Raw genomic sequence first — 13,838 nt, 5'->3', positions numbered from 1 at the left:
GCCCCCCCTGCGCGAGCTCGCGGCGAGCGCCTGCAGCGGGGCCGTCAGGCGAAGCGGACGGCGATGACGGCCACGTCGTCGCGGCGGTCGGGGTGCGGGCCGACGGCGTGCACGCACAGCTCGACCGGTGAGGCGTCGACCGGTGCGACCGACAGCCGGGTGACGAGCGAGGCGAGGCCCTGGTCGAGGTCCTCGCCCGGTCGCTCGATCAGCCCGTCGGTGTAGGCGACCAGCGTCGACCCGGGCGGCAGCCCCACCGAGCGGGAGGCCCGGGCGTGCGTGGCGTCCACGCCGATCAGCAGCCCGGTGATGCCGTCGAGCACCTCGACGGTGCCGTCGACGTGCCGCAGCAGCAGCGGCGGGTGGCCGGCGTTGGCCAACTGCATCTGCCACGGCTCCCCGGGGCCGGTCGGCCGCACCACGCGGCCGTAGACCATGGTCGCCATCGGCGCGACGTGCAGGCCCTGCACCAGCCGGTCGACCCGGCCCAGGATCTCGCCCGGGTCGCCCTCGCCGGCGTCCCAGGCGCAGGCACGCAGCAGCCCGCGCAGGTGGCCCATCGCCGCGGCCGCCGTGACGTCGTGGCCGACGACGTCGCCGATCGCGATGCCGACGCTGCCGTCGGGCAGCTGCAGCATGTCGTAGAAGTCGCCGCCCACGTCGGCGCTGCTGGACGCGCTCAGGTACTGGGCCGCCGCGGTGATGCCCGGGATGGTCGGGAGCTCCGGCAGCAGGGACCGCTGCAGCGTCTCGGCGACCGAGTGCTCCTGCTGGTAGAGCCGCACGTTGTCCATGGCCATCGCCGCCCGCCGGGACAGGTCGCGGGCGAGCTCGACGTCCTCGGTGCTGAACGGGCTGCGCTGGTCGGCCTTGACCATGGCCATCGCGCCCAGCATCCGGCGCCGCGCGACCAGCGGCACGGTCAGCACCGAGGCGCCCCCGAGGGAGCGGAACAGCTCGGAGGTGCGCTCGGTCGGGAAGACCCGTGCGGTCCACTCGTCGGTGACCTCGGCCTGGAGCACCGGCTCGCTGCTGGTCAGCGACCGGCGCGTCGGTGAGGTCTCCGGCAGGTTGCCCACGTGCAGCTCGGCCAGCTCCTGCAGCTCGGCCGCCCGGCCGTCCCGGTGCCGGGACTCGGTGCCGTAGACGACCCCGTGCTCGTCGACCAGCGTCACGAACACCCAGTCGGCCAGCAGCGGCACGCACAGCGAGGCCAGCCGGCCCAGCAGGTCGTCCATGTCCAGGGTGGCGCTCAGCGTGCTGGTCGCCTCGGCCATCAGGGCCAGCCGGCTCTGCGCCCGCTCGGCCTGCACCCGGGCGGCGTCGGCGGCGGCGTGCGCCTGCTCGGCGTCCCGGCGGGCGGCCTGCTCGGCGGCGAACGCCGCTCGACGGTCGTCCTCGACCCGCACCCGCTCGGTGACGTCGGTCTGCACCCCGACGAAGCTGACCAGCTCGCCCTCGCCGTCGAAGACCGGCGTGATGGACAGCTGGTTCCAGAAGGCCGTGCCGTCCTTGCGGTAGTTCAGCAGCGTCGTGGTGACCGGCTGCTGGCCCTGCAGCGCCTTGCGCAGCTGGTCGACACTGTCCGGGTCGGTCGCCGGGCCCTGCAGGAACCGGCAGTTGCGCCCGACGCTCTCCTCGTAGGAGTAGCCGCTGATCCGGCTGAACGAGGGGTTGACCCAGACCAGGGGGTCGTCCTCCCGACGCGGGTCGGTGATCGTGAACGCGATGTCGGTGGCGACGACGGCACGCTCCCGCAGCGCCTGCAGCTGGGCCTCGGGGTCGTCGTCGGCGTTCGGCTCGTCGATCTGCAGGAAGACCACCAGCGACAGGCGCTGCTCGCTGCCGTCCTGCGAGAGCGGGAAACCGGTCACCCACAGCACCTGGTCGGGTTCCTCGGCCGCGGCGGCCGCCCGCCCCTCGTCGGAGCTGCGCCGGGGGGAGAGCCGGACCGCCTCGCCGATCACCGGGCGCCCGGCGGCCACCAGCGACAACGGGCTGCTGCTCTCGGCCAGCGGGGCCGAGCTCAGGTCGGTGAGCCCCGCGGCGGCACCCCAGGCGTCGACCGGGACGGGGAGGCCCACGTTGCCGGCGAGCTCGATCGCGGCGGTGTTGGCGTAGGTGACGGTGCCGGCCGTCTGGTCGATGACCAGCACGGCGACCGGGACGTCGGAGAGCACCCCCGGCAGGGCCGCTCGGGCACCACGGTCGGAGTCGCTGCCGGTGACGACCGCCTCGGCCGCGCCCACGAGGGACGTCTGCCGGTCGCGCTCGGCGGGGTCGGACCCCACGGGCAGGCCGCTCGCCAGCACGGCGGCGGCCTCGGGGGGGACCTGGCCGGGGACAGACTCCCCCGGACGTCTGTCGGACGGCACGGCCCCAGCGTACCGAGCCCTTTGCGTTGCGTACCACCGACCACGCCCTTGAGCGGCGCTTTCGGGCGGTGCGTCGTCGGCAGTCGGGCTGGGTAGGGGTCTCGACGCCTGGTGCGCGAGACCGCTCGTGCTGGGTCGAGGACACGAGAGAGGACGCGCCATGGGACTCCTGGACCGGCTCTTCGGGCGGGGCCAGCGCAGCAGCTCGCCCTACGGCCCCGGGCAGCAGACCGAGGGCGGCTACGGGTACGCCCGTCAGCAGCCCGCCCCCACGGCACCGGCAGGCGGGCAGCAGCCGGCCCGCTCGGCCGACGAGCAGGCGATCGAGCGCTACCGGTACCTGCTGCGCACCGCGCCGCCGGACCAGGTCGAGGCCGCGCACGCCGAGGCGTTCGGCAAGCTCACCCCCGAGCAGCGCAAGCAGGTGCTCGAGCAGCTCGCCGCCGCCGGCCCGGCCTCCGAGCGTCCTCGCGGGGACGACGCGCAGAGCCTGGCCCGCGCTGCCACCCGCGCCGAGATCCGCCAGCCCGGCACCCTGGAGCGCGTCTTCGGTGGTGGTGGCGGCGGCTACGGCCCCGGCTACGGCGGGGGCGGCTACGGCCCGGGCTACGGGGGCGGTGGCTACGGCCGGGGCGGCGGCTTCGGCATGGGCGGCGGCATGGGGATGGGCTCCATGATCGGCGGCAGCATGCTGGGCACGATCGGCGGCCTCGTCGTCGGCTCGGCGGTGGCCGACGCGCTGTTCGACACCGGCATGGGTGACGGCGGCCTGTTCGGCGGCGGCGACGAGGAGGCCTACGCCGACGGCTACCAGGACGGCGAGCGGGCCGACGACAACGACAACGACAACGACAACGGCAACGACGGCGGCAACGACGGCGGCGACGGTGGCGGGGCCGACTACGACGCCGGCGGCTACGAGGACGGCGGCGGGTTCGACGGCGGCGGCGGCGACTTCGACGGCGGGGGCGACTTCGGCGGCGGCGACTTCTGACGCCGGGCCCGGCCCCTCCCAGGGGCCGGGCCTACCGCCCGCCTGCCTCCTCGTCGGCCTGCGACAGGTGGCGCAGCCACAGCAGACCGAGGACCGGCAGCGCCAGCGGGATGAAGCCGTAGCCCTGCCCGTAGCCCGACCAGACGGTGGCGTCGGGGAAGGCCTCGGGGTCGGCGAGGGAGAGGGTCCCGACGACCAGCACGCCGGTGAGCTCGACCGCGCAGGCGGCCAGCGCGGTGCGCCGTCCGGTGCGTCCGCCCCGGGCCAGCCCGACGGTGGCCACCACGTAGACGACCGCGGCGAGCGCGGACAGCAGGTAGGCGACCGGGGCCTCGTCGAACTGGACCGCGAGCTGCACGGCGGCCCGCGCACCGGCGGCGAGGGCGAAGACGCCGTAGACGGCCACGAGCACCCGGCCCGGACCACGGGCGGTGTCGATGCCGGTCGGCTCGGGCGCCGGCCCGCCCAGCGGGGAGCCCAGCGGTGAGTCAGCCACGGGTCACCGCCCACAGGTCGACCAGCCGCCACAGCATCACCGCGACGGTGAGGGCGGCGACGCCGAGCACCGTGCCGGCCCAGCGGGTGGGCTCGGTGCGCGCCCAGAGCAGGCCGGCCACCGGCAGCAGCACGACGCTGCCCAGGTAGGCGAGGAACGTGGTCAGCTCGACCGGGCGGTGCCCGTCGGCCAGCCCGACCACGGCGAGCACGCCCTGGACGACCAGCAGCAGCTCCAGCACCCCGGCCGCGGCCAGGTGAGCGGTGCCGATCCGCCGGCGCAGCACCGTGCTCAGCGCGCCGATGCCGGCGAGCAGGACGGCGACGACGGTGGTCACCGCGACGAGGGGCGTGTTCACCGGCGCCGGCCGGGAGGAGGGGGCTGCACGCCCCCATCCTCCCGCGCCGGCCGGCGATCGTCCGTCACCGCGGTCCGGCCACCGTCCAGGGGCCCGCGCCGGGCTCGCGAGGCGTGGGGGGAACGGTGGCCCTCCTTTCAGCGGTTGACGGAGGACATGTCCGGGTAGCGGTCGCCGGCGGTGGACCCGGCCGGGGCGGCCTGGTCCAGTGCACGCAGGTCCTCCTCGGTCAGCTCGACGTCGGCGGCCGCTGCGTTCTCCTCCAGGTAGGAGGTGCGCTTGGTGCCCGGGATCGGCACGATCGCCGGCTTGCCGTCGCGTCCGGACTGCGCCATCACCCAGGCCAGGGCGAGCTGGGTGGCGGTGACGCCCTTGGCCTGGGCGATCTCCCGCACCCGGTCGACCAGCTCGAGGTTCGCCGCGAAGGCCTCGCCCTGGAAGCGGGGGTTGTGCCGGCGGAAGTCGTCGGGGGCCAGGTCGTCGATGCTGCGGATCTGCCCGGAGAGGAAGCCGCGGCCGATCGGGGAGTAGGCGACGAAGCCGATGCCCAGCTCGGCGCAGACGGCCAGCGCGCCGTCGTCCTCGGGGTCGCGGGACCACAGCGAGTACTCCGTCTGCAGCGCCGTGACCGGCTGGACGGCGTGGGCGCGGCGGATCGTGTCCGGGGCGGCCTCGGAGATGCCGGCGTACCGGATCTTCCCGGCCTCGACGAGCTCCTTCATCGCGCCCCAGGTGTCCTCGATCGGCACCGTGGTGTCGACCCGGTGCTGGTAGTAGAGGTCGATGACGTCGACGCCGAGGCGCTGCAGCGAGGCGTCGCAGGCGGCGTGCACGTACTCGGGGCGGCCGTTGATGCCGAGGAAGGAACCGTCCTCGCCGCGCTCGTTGCCGAACTTGGTGGCCAGGGTGACCTCCTCGCGGCGGCCGGCGATCGCCTGCCCGACGAGGCGCTCGTTGGTGAAGGGGCCGTACATGTCGGCCGTGTCGAGGAAGGTGACGCCGAGGTCCAGGGCGCGGTGGATCGTGCGCTCGGCCTCCGCCTGGTCGCCGGTGCCGTAGAACTCGCTCATCCCCATGCAGCCCAGGCCCTGGGCGGAGACGGTGAGGTCGCGGAGCTGTCGCATCTGCATGAGGGGTCCGTGCCCTGGATGTGCACGGGCCAACCAGTCGGGAGCGCCCGTGGCTGTTCCACGTGGAACAGGTGCCGGTGGGATGCTGCCCCGGTCGCGACCGGCGCGGCCGGGGCCCGGGGAGGACCGCTGATCGGCTACCTCGCCGCCGCCCTCGGGGGCGCGCTGGGCTCGCTGGCCCGCTGGGGCCTGGGCCGGGCACTCCCCCACCCGGTCGGCGCCTGGCCCACGGCGACGCTGCTGATCAACCTCAGCGGCTGCCTGGTGCTCGGTGTGCTGGCCGTCGCGCTGTTCACCCGGCATCCCCGCTCGCCCTGGCTGCGCCCCTTCCTCGGCACCGGCGTCCTCGGTGGCTGGACGACGTTCTCCACCTTCGCCGTCGACACCGTCCAGCTGGCCGACGCCGGCCGGGGCGCCGCCGCCGTCGGCTACGTGCTGGCCTCGGTGGTGGGCGGGGTGCTGGCCGCGGCGGCCGGCGTCCGGCTCGGCCGGGTGCTGGGCGTCCCGCGGGAACCGCGCCGGTGACCGCGCTGCTGGTGGTGCTGGGAGCGCTCGTCGGCGCGCCGCTGCGGCTGTTCGCCGACCGCGTGGCCACCGCCCGCCGGGGCGGGCCCAGCGTGCTCGGCACGCTCACGGTCAACGTCGTCGGCAGCGCGGTGCTCGGTGTGCTGCTGGGCCTGCGCGACGTCTCCCCCGCCGTCGTCGCGCTGGTGGGCACCGGCTTCTGCGGCTCGCTGACCACGTTCTCCACCTTCGGCACCGACGTCGTCCGGCTGGTGGAGCAGCGGGTCGTGCTGCGGGCGGCCGGCTACGTCACCGCCTCGCTGGTGCTCGGGCTGGGTGTCGCGGCGCTCGGGTACCTGCTCGCCCGCGGCTGACCTCACCGGACACCAGGACTCCCCCGTTCCGTTGCCCGCGACCGTTGTCGATCGGGTCCGGGCCCGCCGATGGTCGGGGGGACCACCTCGGCAGTCGAGCTCAGGGGGCACGTGCGCGAGGAGAACACCGTGGGACTGCAGCGTCTGGGCGTCGGGCAACGGCTGGTGGCGGGGTTCGTCCTCGTCGTCCTGGCCATGATCGCGGTGACCGGGCTGGGGGTGGTGCGGATCAAGGAGGTCAGCAACGGTCTCACCGTCATCAACGACGTCAACAGCGTCAAGCAGCGCTACGCGATCAACTTCCGCGGGAGCGTCCACGACCGGGCGATCAACCTGCGGGACGTCGTGCTGGCCACCACCCCGGCCGACCAGCAGGCGGCGATCGCGGAGATCAAGCGGCTGGCCGAGGTCTACGCCGCCTCGGCGGGCCCGATGTCGGAGATCATCGCCGATCCCGAGCTGACCGATGACGAGGAGCGGGCCGACCACGCCGAGATCGAGCGCATCGAGAAGGCGACGCTGCCGGTGGTCGACCAGGTGATCGCGCTGCAGACCGCCGGGGACCCGGCCGCCCTCGGCGTGCTGATGACCCAGGCCAAGCCGCTGTTCGTCCAGTGGCTGGCCTCGATCAACACGCTCATCGACCTGGAGGAGGCCAAGAACCAGGCCGAGGGGGCCGCGGCGCGCGAGACCGCCGACGGCTACCCGGTGACGATGGCGCTGCTCTGCGGGCTGGCCGTGGTGCTGGCCTCCGCCATCGCCTGGGGCGTGGCCCGCAGCATCACCCGGCCCATGGCGGGCGCGGTCGAGGTCTTCGTGGCCGTGGCCGACGGGGACCTCACCCGGCGCCTGGACGTCTCCTCGGCCGGTGGGCTCGGTGAGCTCGGGGCGCACGCCAACCGCGCGCTGACCCGGGTCTCCGACGCGATGGGCGCCGTGGCCGGCAGTGCCGCCGAGCTGGGCGCCGCCAGCGACCGGATCGGGACGGTGTCCGCCCGGATCGCCGAGGACGCCCGCGAGTCCTCCGCCCAGGCCGGGGTGGTGGCCGGTGCCGCCGACGAGGTGTCCCGCAACGTGCAGACCGTCGCCGCGGGCAGCCAGGAGATGGGCGTGTCCATCCGGGAGATCGCCCAGAGCGCGAACGAGGCCGCGCAGGTGGCCAGCCGGGCCGTCGCCGCGGCCGGCACCACCACCGCCACGGTCACCCGGCTGGGCGAGTCCTCCCGCCAGATCGGCGACGTGGTGAAGCTGATCTCCTCCATCGCCGAGCAGACCAACCTGCTGGCCCTCAACGCCACCATCGAGGCGGCGCGGGCCGGGGAGGCCGGCAAGGGCTTCGCGGTCGTGGCCAACGAGGTCAAGGAGCTCGCGCAGGAGACGGCCAGGGCCACCGAGGACATCGCCCGGCGCGTGGAGACGATCCAGACCGACACCGGCAGCGCGGTGGGCGCCATCGAGGAGGTGGCCTCGATCATCAGCCGGATCAACGACCACCAGCTCACCATCGCGGCGGCCGTGGAGGAGCAGACGGCGACGACGGCGGAGATGGACCGCAACGTCACCGATGCCGCCAGCGGGTCCGGGGACATCGCGACCAACATCGCCGGGGTCGCCACCGCCGCCCGCTCCACCGCGGCCTCGGCCGAGGAGTCCCAGCGCGCGGCCGCCGACCTCGCGCAGGTCTCCGGCCGGCTGCAGTCGCTGGCCGCCCAGTTCCGCCTCTGACCCCTCTCCCCGCCCGGTCGGTCGCACGGCGTCGCGGCCGACCTGGCCGGTCAGTAAGGTCGGGTCCCGATGGCAGCCGAAGCGCAGGGTCCCGGGTCCGACGCCAACAGTCCGGTGGTGGTGGTCGCGAACCGCCTCCCCGTCGACCAGGTCACCGACGCGGACGGGACGACGCGCTACCAGCGCAGCCCCGGTGGCCTGGTGACCGCGCTGGAGCCCTTCGTCGCCGGCCGCGGCGGGGCCTGGGTCGGCTGGTCGGGTGCGGCCGGCGACGCCCCGGAGCCCTTCGAGTCCGGCGGCATGCAGCTGGTACCGGTGCCGCTGTCGGCCGAGGAGGTCGACCGCTACTACGAGGGCTTCTCCAACGCCTCGCTGTGGCCGCTCTACCACGACGTCGTCGAGAAGCCGGAGTACCAGCGCAGCTGGTGGAACAGCTACGTCGAGGTCAACAAGCGCTTCGCCGACCGGGCCGCCGAGGTGGCCGCCGAGGGCGCGGTCGTGTGGGTGCACGACTACCAGCTGCAGCTGGTGCCGGCACTGCTGCGCCAGCGCCGGCCCGACCTGACCATCGGCTTCTTCCTGCACATCCCCTTCCCGCCCTACGAGCTGTTCACCCAGCTCCCCTGGCGCTCGGCGATCATCGAGGGCCTGCTGGGCGCGGACCTGATCGGCTTCCAGCAGCCCGCCGGGGCGGTCAACTTCATCGACCTGGCCCACCGGCTGCACGACCTGCCCACCGACGGCGACACGGTCAGCTACGAGGGCCGCACGGTGACCGCGAGGTCGTTCCCGATCTCGATCGACGTCGCCTCCTTCGACGAGCTCGCCCGCTCCCCCGAGGTGCTCGCCCGGGCCGCGGAGATCCGCCAGGAGCTGGGCCGGCCGGACAAGATCGTGCTCGGGGTCGACCGGCTGGACTACACCAAGGGCATCGGCGTCCGGCTGGAGGCCTTCGGCGAGCTGTTGGACGACGGTGCGGTCGAGGCGCCGAACACCGTCCTGGTGCAGGTGGCCACGCCCAGCCGCGAGCGGGTCGAGCACTACGTGACCATGCGCGAGACGATCGAGCAGCAGGTCGGGCACATCAACGGCCTGCACGGGTCGACCGCGGGCCCGGCGGTGCAGTACTTCAACCAGTCGATGCCGCGCGAGGAGCTCGCCGCCCTCTACCGGGCCGCCGACGTCATGCTGGTGACCCCCTACCGCGACGGCATGAACCTGGTCGCCAAGGAGTACGTGGCCGCTCGCGGCGACGACCAGGGCGTGCTGGTGCTCAGCGAGTTCGCCGGGGCCGCCGCCGAGCTCACCCAGGCGCTGCTGGTGAACCCGCACGACATCGACGGCCTGAAGCACCAGCTGCTGCGGGCGCTGCGGATGGACCCGGCCGAGGCGGCCGACCGGATGCGGGCGATGCGCGCGCACATCGCCGAGCACGACCTCGACCACTGGGCGAACTCCTTCATCGAGCAGCTCCAGGCCCAGGTGTGACCGACCTCGGCGGGGCCCTCGCCGACCTCGCCCGGCAGCGGCCGCTGCTGGTGGCCAGCGACTACGACGGGGTGCTCGCCCGGCTGCGCGACGACCCCGGCAGCGCCGTCCCCGAGCCCGGGGTCGCCGACCTGCTCACCCGGCTGGCCGCGGTCGAGGGCGTCACCGTGGCCCTGGTCAGCGGGCGCGGGGTCGCCGACCTGCAGGCCACCAGCGGGCTGACCGGCCCGTTCCGCTGGGTGGGCAGCCACGGCGCGGAGTTCGACGGCCCGCTCAGCGGTGACCTCGCCGTCCGGCGCGACGAGCTGGTGGCCGCACTGGCCCCGCTGGTGGCCGCGGTGCCGGGCGCCCGGCTGGAGGTCAAGCCGGCCGGTGCGGCGGTGCACGTGCGCACGGTGACCGACCGGGACGCCGCCGCCCGCCTGCTCGCCGACGCCGCCGCCGGCCCCGGCGCCGACCCGTCGCTGACCGCCAAGCCCGGCAAGGACGTGCTGGAGCTGGCCGTCACCGACGCCGACAAGGGCTCTGCGCTGCTCCGGCTGCGCGACGAGCTGGGCGCCACCGGCGTCCTCTACCTCGGCGACGACGTCACCGACGAGGACGGCTTCACCGCGATCGCGCCCGACGGGCTGAGCGTCAAGGTCGGCGACGGCGACACGGCGGCCCGGCACCGGGTGCCCGACCTGGACGGCGTGCGTGACCTGCTGGCGCGGCTGGCGGAGCTGCTCGCCCCCTGATCCGGGCCGGGGGTGACTCGGAACAGTGCGGTGCCCTAGCGTCAGCTGTGTGATGACCGTCACCGCCGCCCCGGAGGTCCCCCACCCGTGCCGCTGACCCGCAGGTCGTTCCTCGCCGGCGCGCTCGCCGCCCCCGCGCTCGGGGTGCTGGCCGGCTGTGCCGGCACCGTCGTGCAGCCCGGCGACCTCTCCCGGCTGCGGATGATGGTGCCCGCCAGCCCGGGCGGCGGGTGGGACACCACCGCCCGCACGCTGCAGCGCGTCATCCAGTCCAGCGGCGTCGCCCGCAACGTCCAGGTGTTCAACGTCGAGGGCGCCGGCGGCACCATCGGCCTGGGCCAGCTGGCCCGCCAGGACGACGACGCCCTGCTGATGATGATGGGCCTGGTCATGGTGGGCGCCGTCGACACCAACGACTCCGCCACCCGGCTCACCGACGTCACCCCGATCGCCCAGCTGATCGGTGAGACGGAGCTGATCGTCGTCCCGGCGGAGTCCCCCTACGACGACCTGGCCTCGTTCGTGGAGGCCTGGAAGGCCGACCCGCGCGGCACCCCGATCGCCGGCGGCTCGGCCGGCGGCACCGACCAGATCCTGGCCGGGCTGCTCGCCCAGGCCGCCGACATCGACCCGCGCGAGGTCAACTACATCCCCTACTCCGGCGGCGGCGAGTCGCTGTCGGCGCTGCTGGGCAACCAGGTCGCCGCCGGCATCTCCGGGACGGCCGACTACGGCTCGCAGGTCACCGGCGGGACGCTCAAGGGGCTGGCGGTCTCGACCGCCGAGCGGTCGGGTCAGGTGCCCGACGTCCCCACCATCAAGGAGAGCGGCTTCGACGTCGAGGTGACCAACTGGCGCGGCCTGATGGCCCGACCGGGGATGAGCGACGGCGCCCGCGAGGACCTCATCGGGCTGGTCCAGCAGGCGCACGACACCGACGAGTGGGCCGAGGCCCTGGCCAACCGGGGCTGGTTGGACACCTTCCAGACCGGAGACGACTACGGCGAGTTCCTCGCCGCGGAGGAGACGCGCGTGCGACAGGTGCTGATCGAGATCGGGTTGATCGACCAGTGAACGAGCGGGTGGGTCCACCCACGGGTGCAGCAGCTCCGCGGACGCGGCCGACGAGCGCCGGCGAGGAGGTCTCGTGAGCACCGCGGTCACTCCCCCGGGGACGGACACGTCCGGGCGCACCGGGCGCACCGGGCGGCCCTCCGGTGAGCTGGTGATGGCGGTGCTGCTGGCGGCACTGGGCGTCTACCTGCTCATCGACGCCGGCGCCATCGCCATCCCGGGCTCCAGCAACACGGTCGGCCCGCGGTTCTTCCCCTACGCCGTCGGCGCGCTCACCCTGGTCACCGGGGTGGGGCTGGCGTTCCGCGTCCTGCGCGGCGACCGGGGCCCGGCCGACGACAGCGAGGACGTCGACCCCGACGCCCCCACCGACTGGCGCGCGGTCGCGGTCATCGCGGTCGCGTTCGGCGCACACGCGCTGCTGATCAACGTGATCGGCTGGCCGCTGGCCGTGGCGCTGATGTTCGCCGCGGTGTCCTGGGCGCTCGGCGCCGTGGGTGTCGTCCGGCCCTTCCTCATCGGCCTGGCGCTGGGCTGCGTCGCCTGGATCGTCTTCGTCAAGGCCCTGAACGTGGCGCTGCCCGGCGGCACGGTCCTCGAGTTCCTGACGGGCTGGTTCTGATGGCCCTCGACGACCTGCTGGGCGGGTTCGCCGACGCGATCACGCCGCTCAACCTGCTCTTCGCCCTGCTCGGGGTGCTGCTGGGCACCGCCGTCGGCGTGCTCCCGGGCATCGGGCCGGCGATGACGGTGGCGCTGCTGCTCCCGGCCACCTACGTGCTGGAGCCCACCAGCGCCCTGATCATGTTCGCCGGCATCTACTACGGCGGGATGTACGGCGGGTCGACCACGTCGATCCTGCTCAACACCCCCGGTGAGTCCAGCTCGATCATGACCGCGCTCGAGGGCAACAAGATGGCCAAGGCCGGCCGCGGGTCCGCCGCGCTGGCCACCGCGGCCATCGGCTCCTTCGTCGCCGGCACGATCGCCACGCTGCTGCTGGCCCTCGTCGCGCCCACCGTGGTCGACCTGGCCATCGGCGTCACCGCCGCCGACTACTTCGCCCTCACCGTCATCGCCTTCGTCGCGGTGGCCACCGTGCTGGGCTCCTCGCCGCTGCGCGGGCTGGCCTCGCTGTGCCTGGGGCTGTACCTCGGGCTGGTGGGCACCGACGTCATCACCGGCCAGGAGCGGTTCACCCTCGGGGTCCCCCAGCTGTCCGACGGCATCGACGTCGTGGTCGTCGCGGTCGCGCTGTTCGCCGTCGGCGAGGCGCTCTACGTCGCCTCCCGGCTCCGCCGTGGGGCGGTGCACGTCATCGACCACAAGGGCAACTGGATGACCCGGGAGGACTTCCGCCGGTCCTGGAAGCCGTGGCTGCGCGGGACCGCCTTCGGCTTCCCGTTCGGCGCGCTGCCGGCCGGTGGCGCGGAGATCCCGACGTTCCTGTCCTACGCCACCGAGCGGAAGCTGACCAAGCACCCCGAGGAGTTCGGCAAGGGCGCCATCGAGGGCGTCGCCGGGCCGGAGGCGGCCAACAACGCCGCGGCCGCCGGCGTGCTCGTCCCGCTGCTCACCCTGGGCATCCCCACCTCGGCCACCGCGGCGATCATCCTGGCCGCCTTCCAGGGCTACGGCATCCAGCCCGGGCCCACCCTGCTGACCACCGAGGGCCCGCTGGTCTGGACGCTCATCGCCTCGCTGCTGATCGGCAACGCGATGCTGCTGGTGCTGAACCTGCCGCTGGTGGGGGTGTGGGTGAAGCTGCTGCGGATCCCCCGGCCCTACCTGTACGCCGGCATCCTGGCCTTCGCCTCGCTGGGCTCCTATGCGGTCAACGCCGACCCGCTGGACCTCATCCTGCTGCTGGTGCTCGGCCTGCTCGGTTTCGTCATGCGACGGTACGGCTGGCCGGTGGCCCCCGCGGTGATCGGGCTGATCCTCGGCCCGATCGCGGAGGCCAACCTGCGCCGGGCGCTGGCGATCAGCGACGGCGACCTGGGCGTGCTGGTCGACACCTGGTTCAGCAGGATCGTGCTCCTGCTGGCGCTGCTGGCCCTCGTGGTGCCGATCGTGCTCCGCGCCGTGCGCGGCCCCCGCACCACGCCGCACGACCTGCAGCACGCAGATGCCGAGATCGAGGAGAGGACCGCACGATGACCGAGCAGCAGCAGCCCGTCGTGGTCGTGGGCCACGTGCCCAACCCCCGGGGCCAGGCCGCCCTGGCGCACGGGCTGCGGGAGAGCCGGCAGCGCGGCGCCCGGCTCGTGGTGGTCAACGCCTCCCGCGGTGACTCCCTCGTCGACGAGGACTACCTCCAGGGCGAGGCGCTCACCCGGCTGCACGAGGAGCTGACCGGGTCGGGGGTCACCTTCGAGGTGCGCCAGCCGGTGCACGGCCGGGACGTCGCCGAGGAGCTGTCCGCGGTGGTCGAGGAGACCTCCGCCGAGCTGCTGGTGATCGGGCTGCGGCGCCGCTCCGCGGTCGGGAAGCTGCTCATGGGCAGCGCCGCCCAGCGGATCCTGCTCGAGGTCGAGTGCCCGGTCCTGGCCGTCAAGAGCCCGCCCCGGGAGGGCTGAGCCG

Annotated in this window: 14 protein-coding genes; 10 read left to right on the top strand and 4 right to left on the bottom strand. The window is 74.3% G+C overall.

The annotated features are described in order from the left end of the window. Positions 1 to 44: 44 nt before the first annotated feature. Complete coding sequence (locus tag KUM42_RS10110) at positions 45 to 2,375, bottom strand: GAF domain-containing SpoIIE family protein phosphatase (RefSeq protein ID WP_237491899.1); 2,331 nt, start codon at positions 2,373 to 2,375, stop codon at positions 45 to 47. 160 nt (positions 2,376 to 2,535) lie between these two features. On the opposite strand from KUM42_RS10110, the gene KUM42_RS10105 reads away from it, so the two are divergent. Continuing rightward, complete coding sequence (locus tag KUM42_RS10105) at positions 2,536 to 3,369, top strand: hypothetical protein (RefSeq protein WP_237491897.1); 834 nt, start codon at positions 2,536 to 2,538, stop codon at positions 3,367 to 3,369. Positions 3,370 to 3,400: 31 nt separating this feature from the next. Here the strand turns inward: KUM42_RS10105 and KUM42_RS10100 are convergent, their stop codons facing one another. The 3 genes from KUM42_RS10100 to KUM42_RS10090 all read right to left on the bottom strand — a co-directional run bounded on the left by KUM42_RS10100 (position 3,401) and on the right by KUM42_RS10090 (position 5,353). Continuing rightward, a complete protein-coding gene (locus tag KUM42_RS10100; RefSeq protein WP_237491896.1) occupies positions 3,401 to 3,865 on the bottom strand; it encodes a hypothetical protein in 465 nt (154 codons plus the stop codon). Next, positions 3,858 to 4,223: a hypothetical protein gene (locus tag KUM42_RS10095; RefSeq protein ID WP_237491894.1), complete on the bottom strand. Its 366-nt coding sequence runs from the start codon at positions 4,221 to 4,223 to the stop codon at positions 3,858 to 3,860. Before KUM42_RS10095 ends, KUM42_RS10100 begins: the two co-directional genes overlap by 8 nt. 137 nt (positions 4,224 to 4,360) lie before the next feature. Then, positions 4,361 to 5,353: an aldo/keto reductase gene (locus tag KUM42_RS10090; RefSeq protein WP_237491892.1), complete on the bottom strand. Its 993-nt coding sequence runs from the start codon at positions 5,351 to 5,353 to the stop codon at positions 4,361 to 4,363. 18 nt (positions 5,354 to 5,371) lie between these two features. On the opposite strand from KUM42_RS10090, the gene crcB reads away from it, so the two are divergent. From crcB to KUM42_RS10045, 9 genes are all read left to right on the top strand, one after another. After that, on the top strand, positions 5,372 to 5,878 hold the full coding sequence (crcB, locus tag KUM42_RS10085; RefSeq protein ID WP_237491891.1) for a fluoride efflux transporter CrcB: 507 nt from the start codon (positions 5,372 to 5,374) through the stop codon (positions 5,876 to 5,878). Then, entirely contained in the window at positions 5,875 to 6,231 is a 357-nt protein-coding gene (locus tag KUM42_RS10080; RefSeq protein ID WP_237491889.1) for a CrcB family protein, read from the top strand. Before crcB ends, KUM42_RS10080 begins: the two co-directional genes overlap by 4 nt. Positions 6,232 to 6,360: 129 nt before the next feature. Beyond that, positions 6,361 to 7,956: a methyl-accepting chemotaxis protein gene (locus KUM42_RS10075; protein ID WP_237491887.1), complete on the top strand. Its 1,596-nt coding sequence runs from the start codon at positions 6,361 to 6,363 to the stop codon at positions 7,954 to 7,956. A gap of 69 nt (positions 7,957 to 8,025) precedes the next feature. Further along, on the top strand, positions 8,026 to 9,444 hold the full coding sequence (locus KUM42_RS10070; RefSeq protein WP_237491886.1) for a trehalose-6-phosphate synthase: 1,419 nt from the start codon (positions 8,026 to 8,028) through the stop codon (positions 9,442 to 9,444). Next, positions 9,441 to 10,181, top strand: a complete 741-nt coding sequence (gene otsB, locus KUM42_RS10065; RefSeq protein WP_237491884.1) for a trehalose-phosphatase — start codon at positions 9,441 to 9,443, stop codon at positions 10,179 to 10,181. Before KUM42_RS10070 ends, otsB begins: the two co-directional genes overlap by 4 nt. Positions 10,182 to 10,268: 87 nt before the next feature. After that, positions 10,269 to 11,255, top strand: a complete 987-nt coding sequence (locus KUM42_RS10060; RefSeq protein ID WP_237491882.1) for a tripartite tricarboxylate transporter substrate binding protein — start codon at positions 10,269 to 10,271, stop codon at positions 11,253 to 11,255. A 73-nt stretch (positions 11,256 to 11,328) separates the two neighbouring features. Continuing rightward, positions 11,329 to 11,877: a tripartite tricarboxylate transporter TctB family protein gene (locus KUM42_RS10055; protein ID WP_237491880.1), complete on the top strand. Its 549-nt coding sequence runs from the start codon at positions 11,329 to 11,331 to the stop codon at positions 11,875 to 11,877. Next, positions 11,877 to 13,415 (top strand): tripartite tricarboxylate transporter permease, encoded by a 1,539-nt coding sequence (locus KUM42_RS10050; RefSeq protein WP_237491878.1) that lies wholly within the window; start codon positions 11,877 to 11,879, stop codon positions 13,413 to 13,415. The genes KUM42_RS10055 and KUM42_RS10050 overlap by 1 nt, the downstream gene beginning before the upstream one ends. Further along, positions 13,412 to 13,834: a universal stress protein gene (locus KUM42_RS10045; protein WP_237491876.1), complete on the top strand. Its 423-nt coding sequence runs from the start codon at positions 13,412 to 13,414 to the stop codon at positions 13,832 to 13,834. The genes KUM42_RS10050 and KUM42_RS10045 overlap by 4 nt, the downstream gene beginning before the upstream one ends. Positions 13,835 to 13,838 lie beyond the last annotated feature (4 nt).

Source organism: Modestobacter sp. L9-4, from assembly GCF_019112525.1.
GTDB lineage: Bacteria > Actinomycetota > Actinomycetes > Mycobacteriales > Geodermatophilaceae > Modestobacter.
This window is presented reverse-complemented; position numbering and strand designations above follow the sequence as displayed.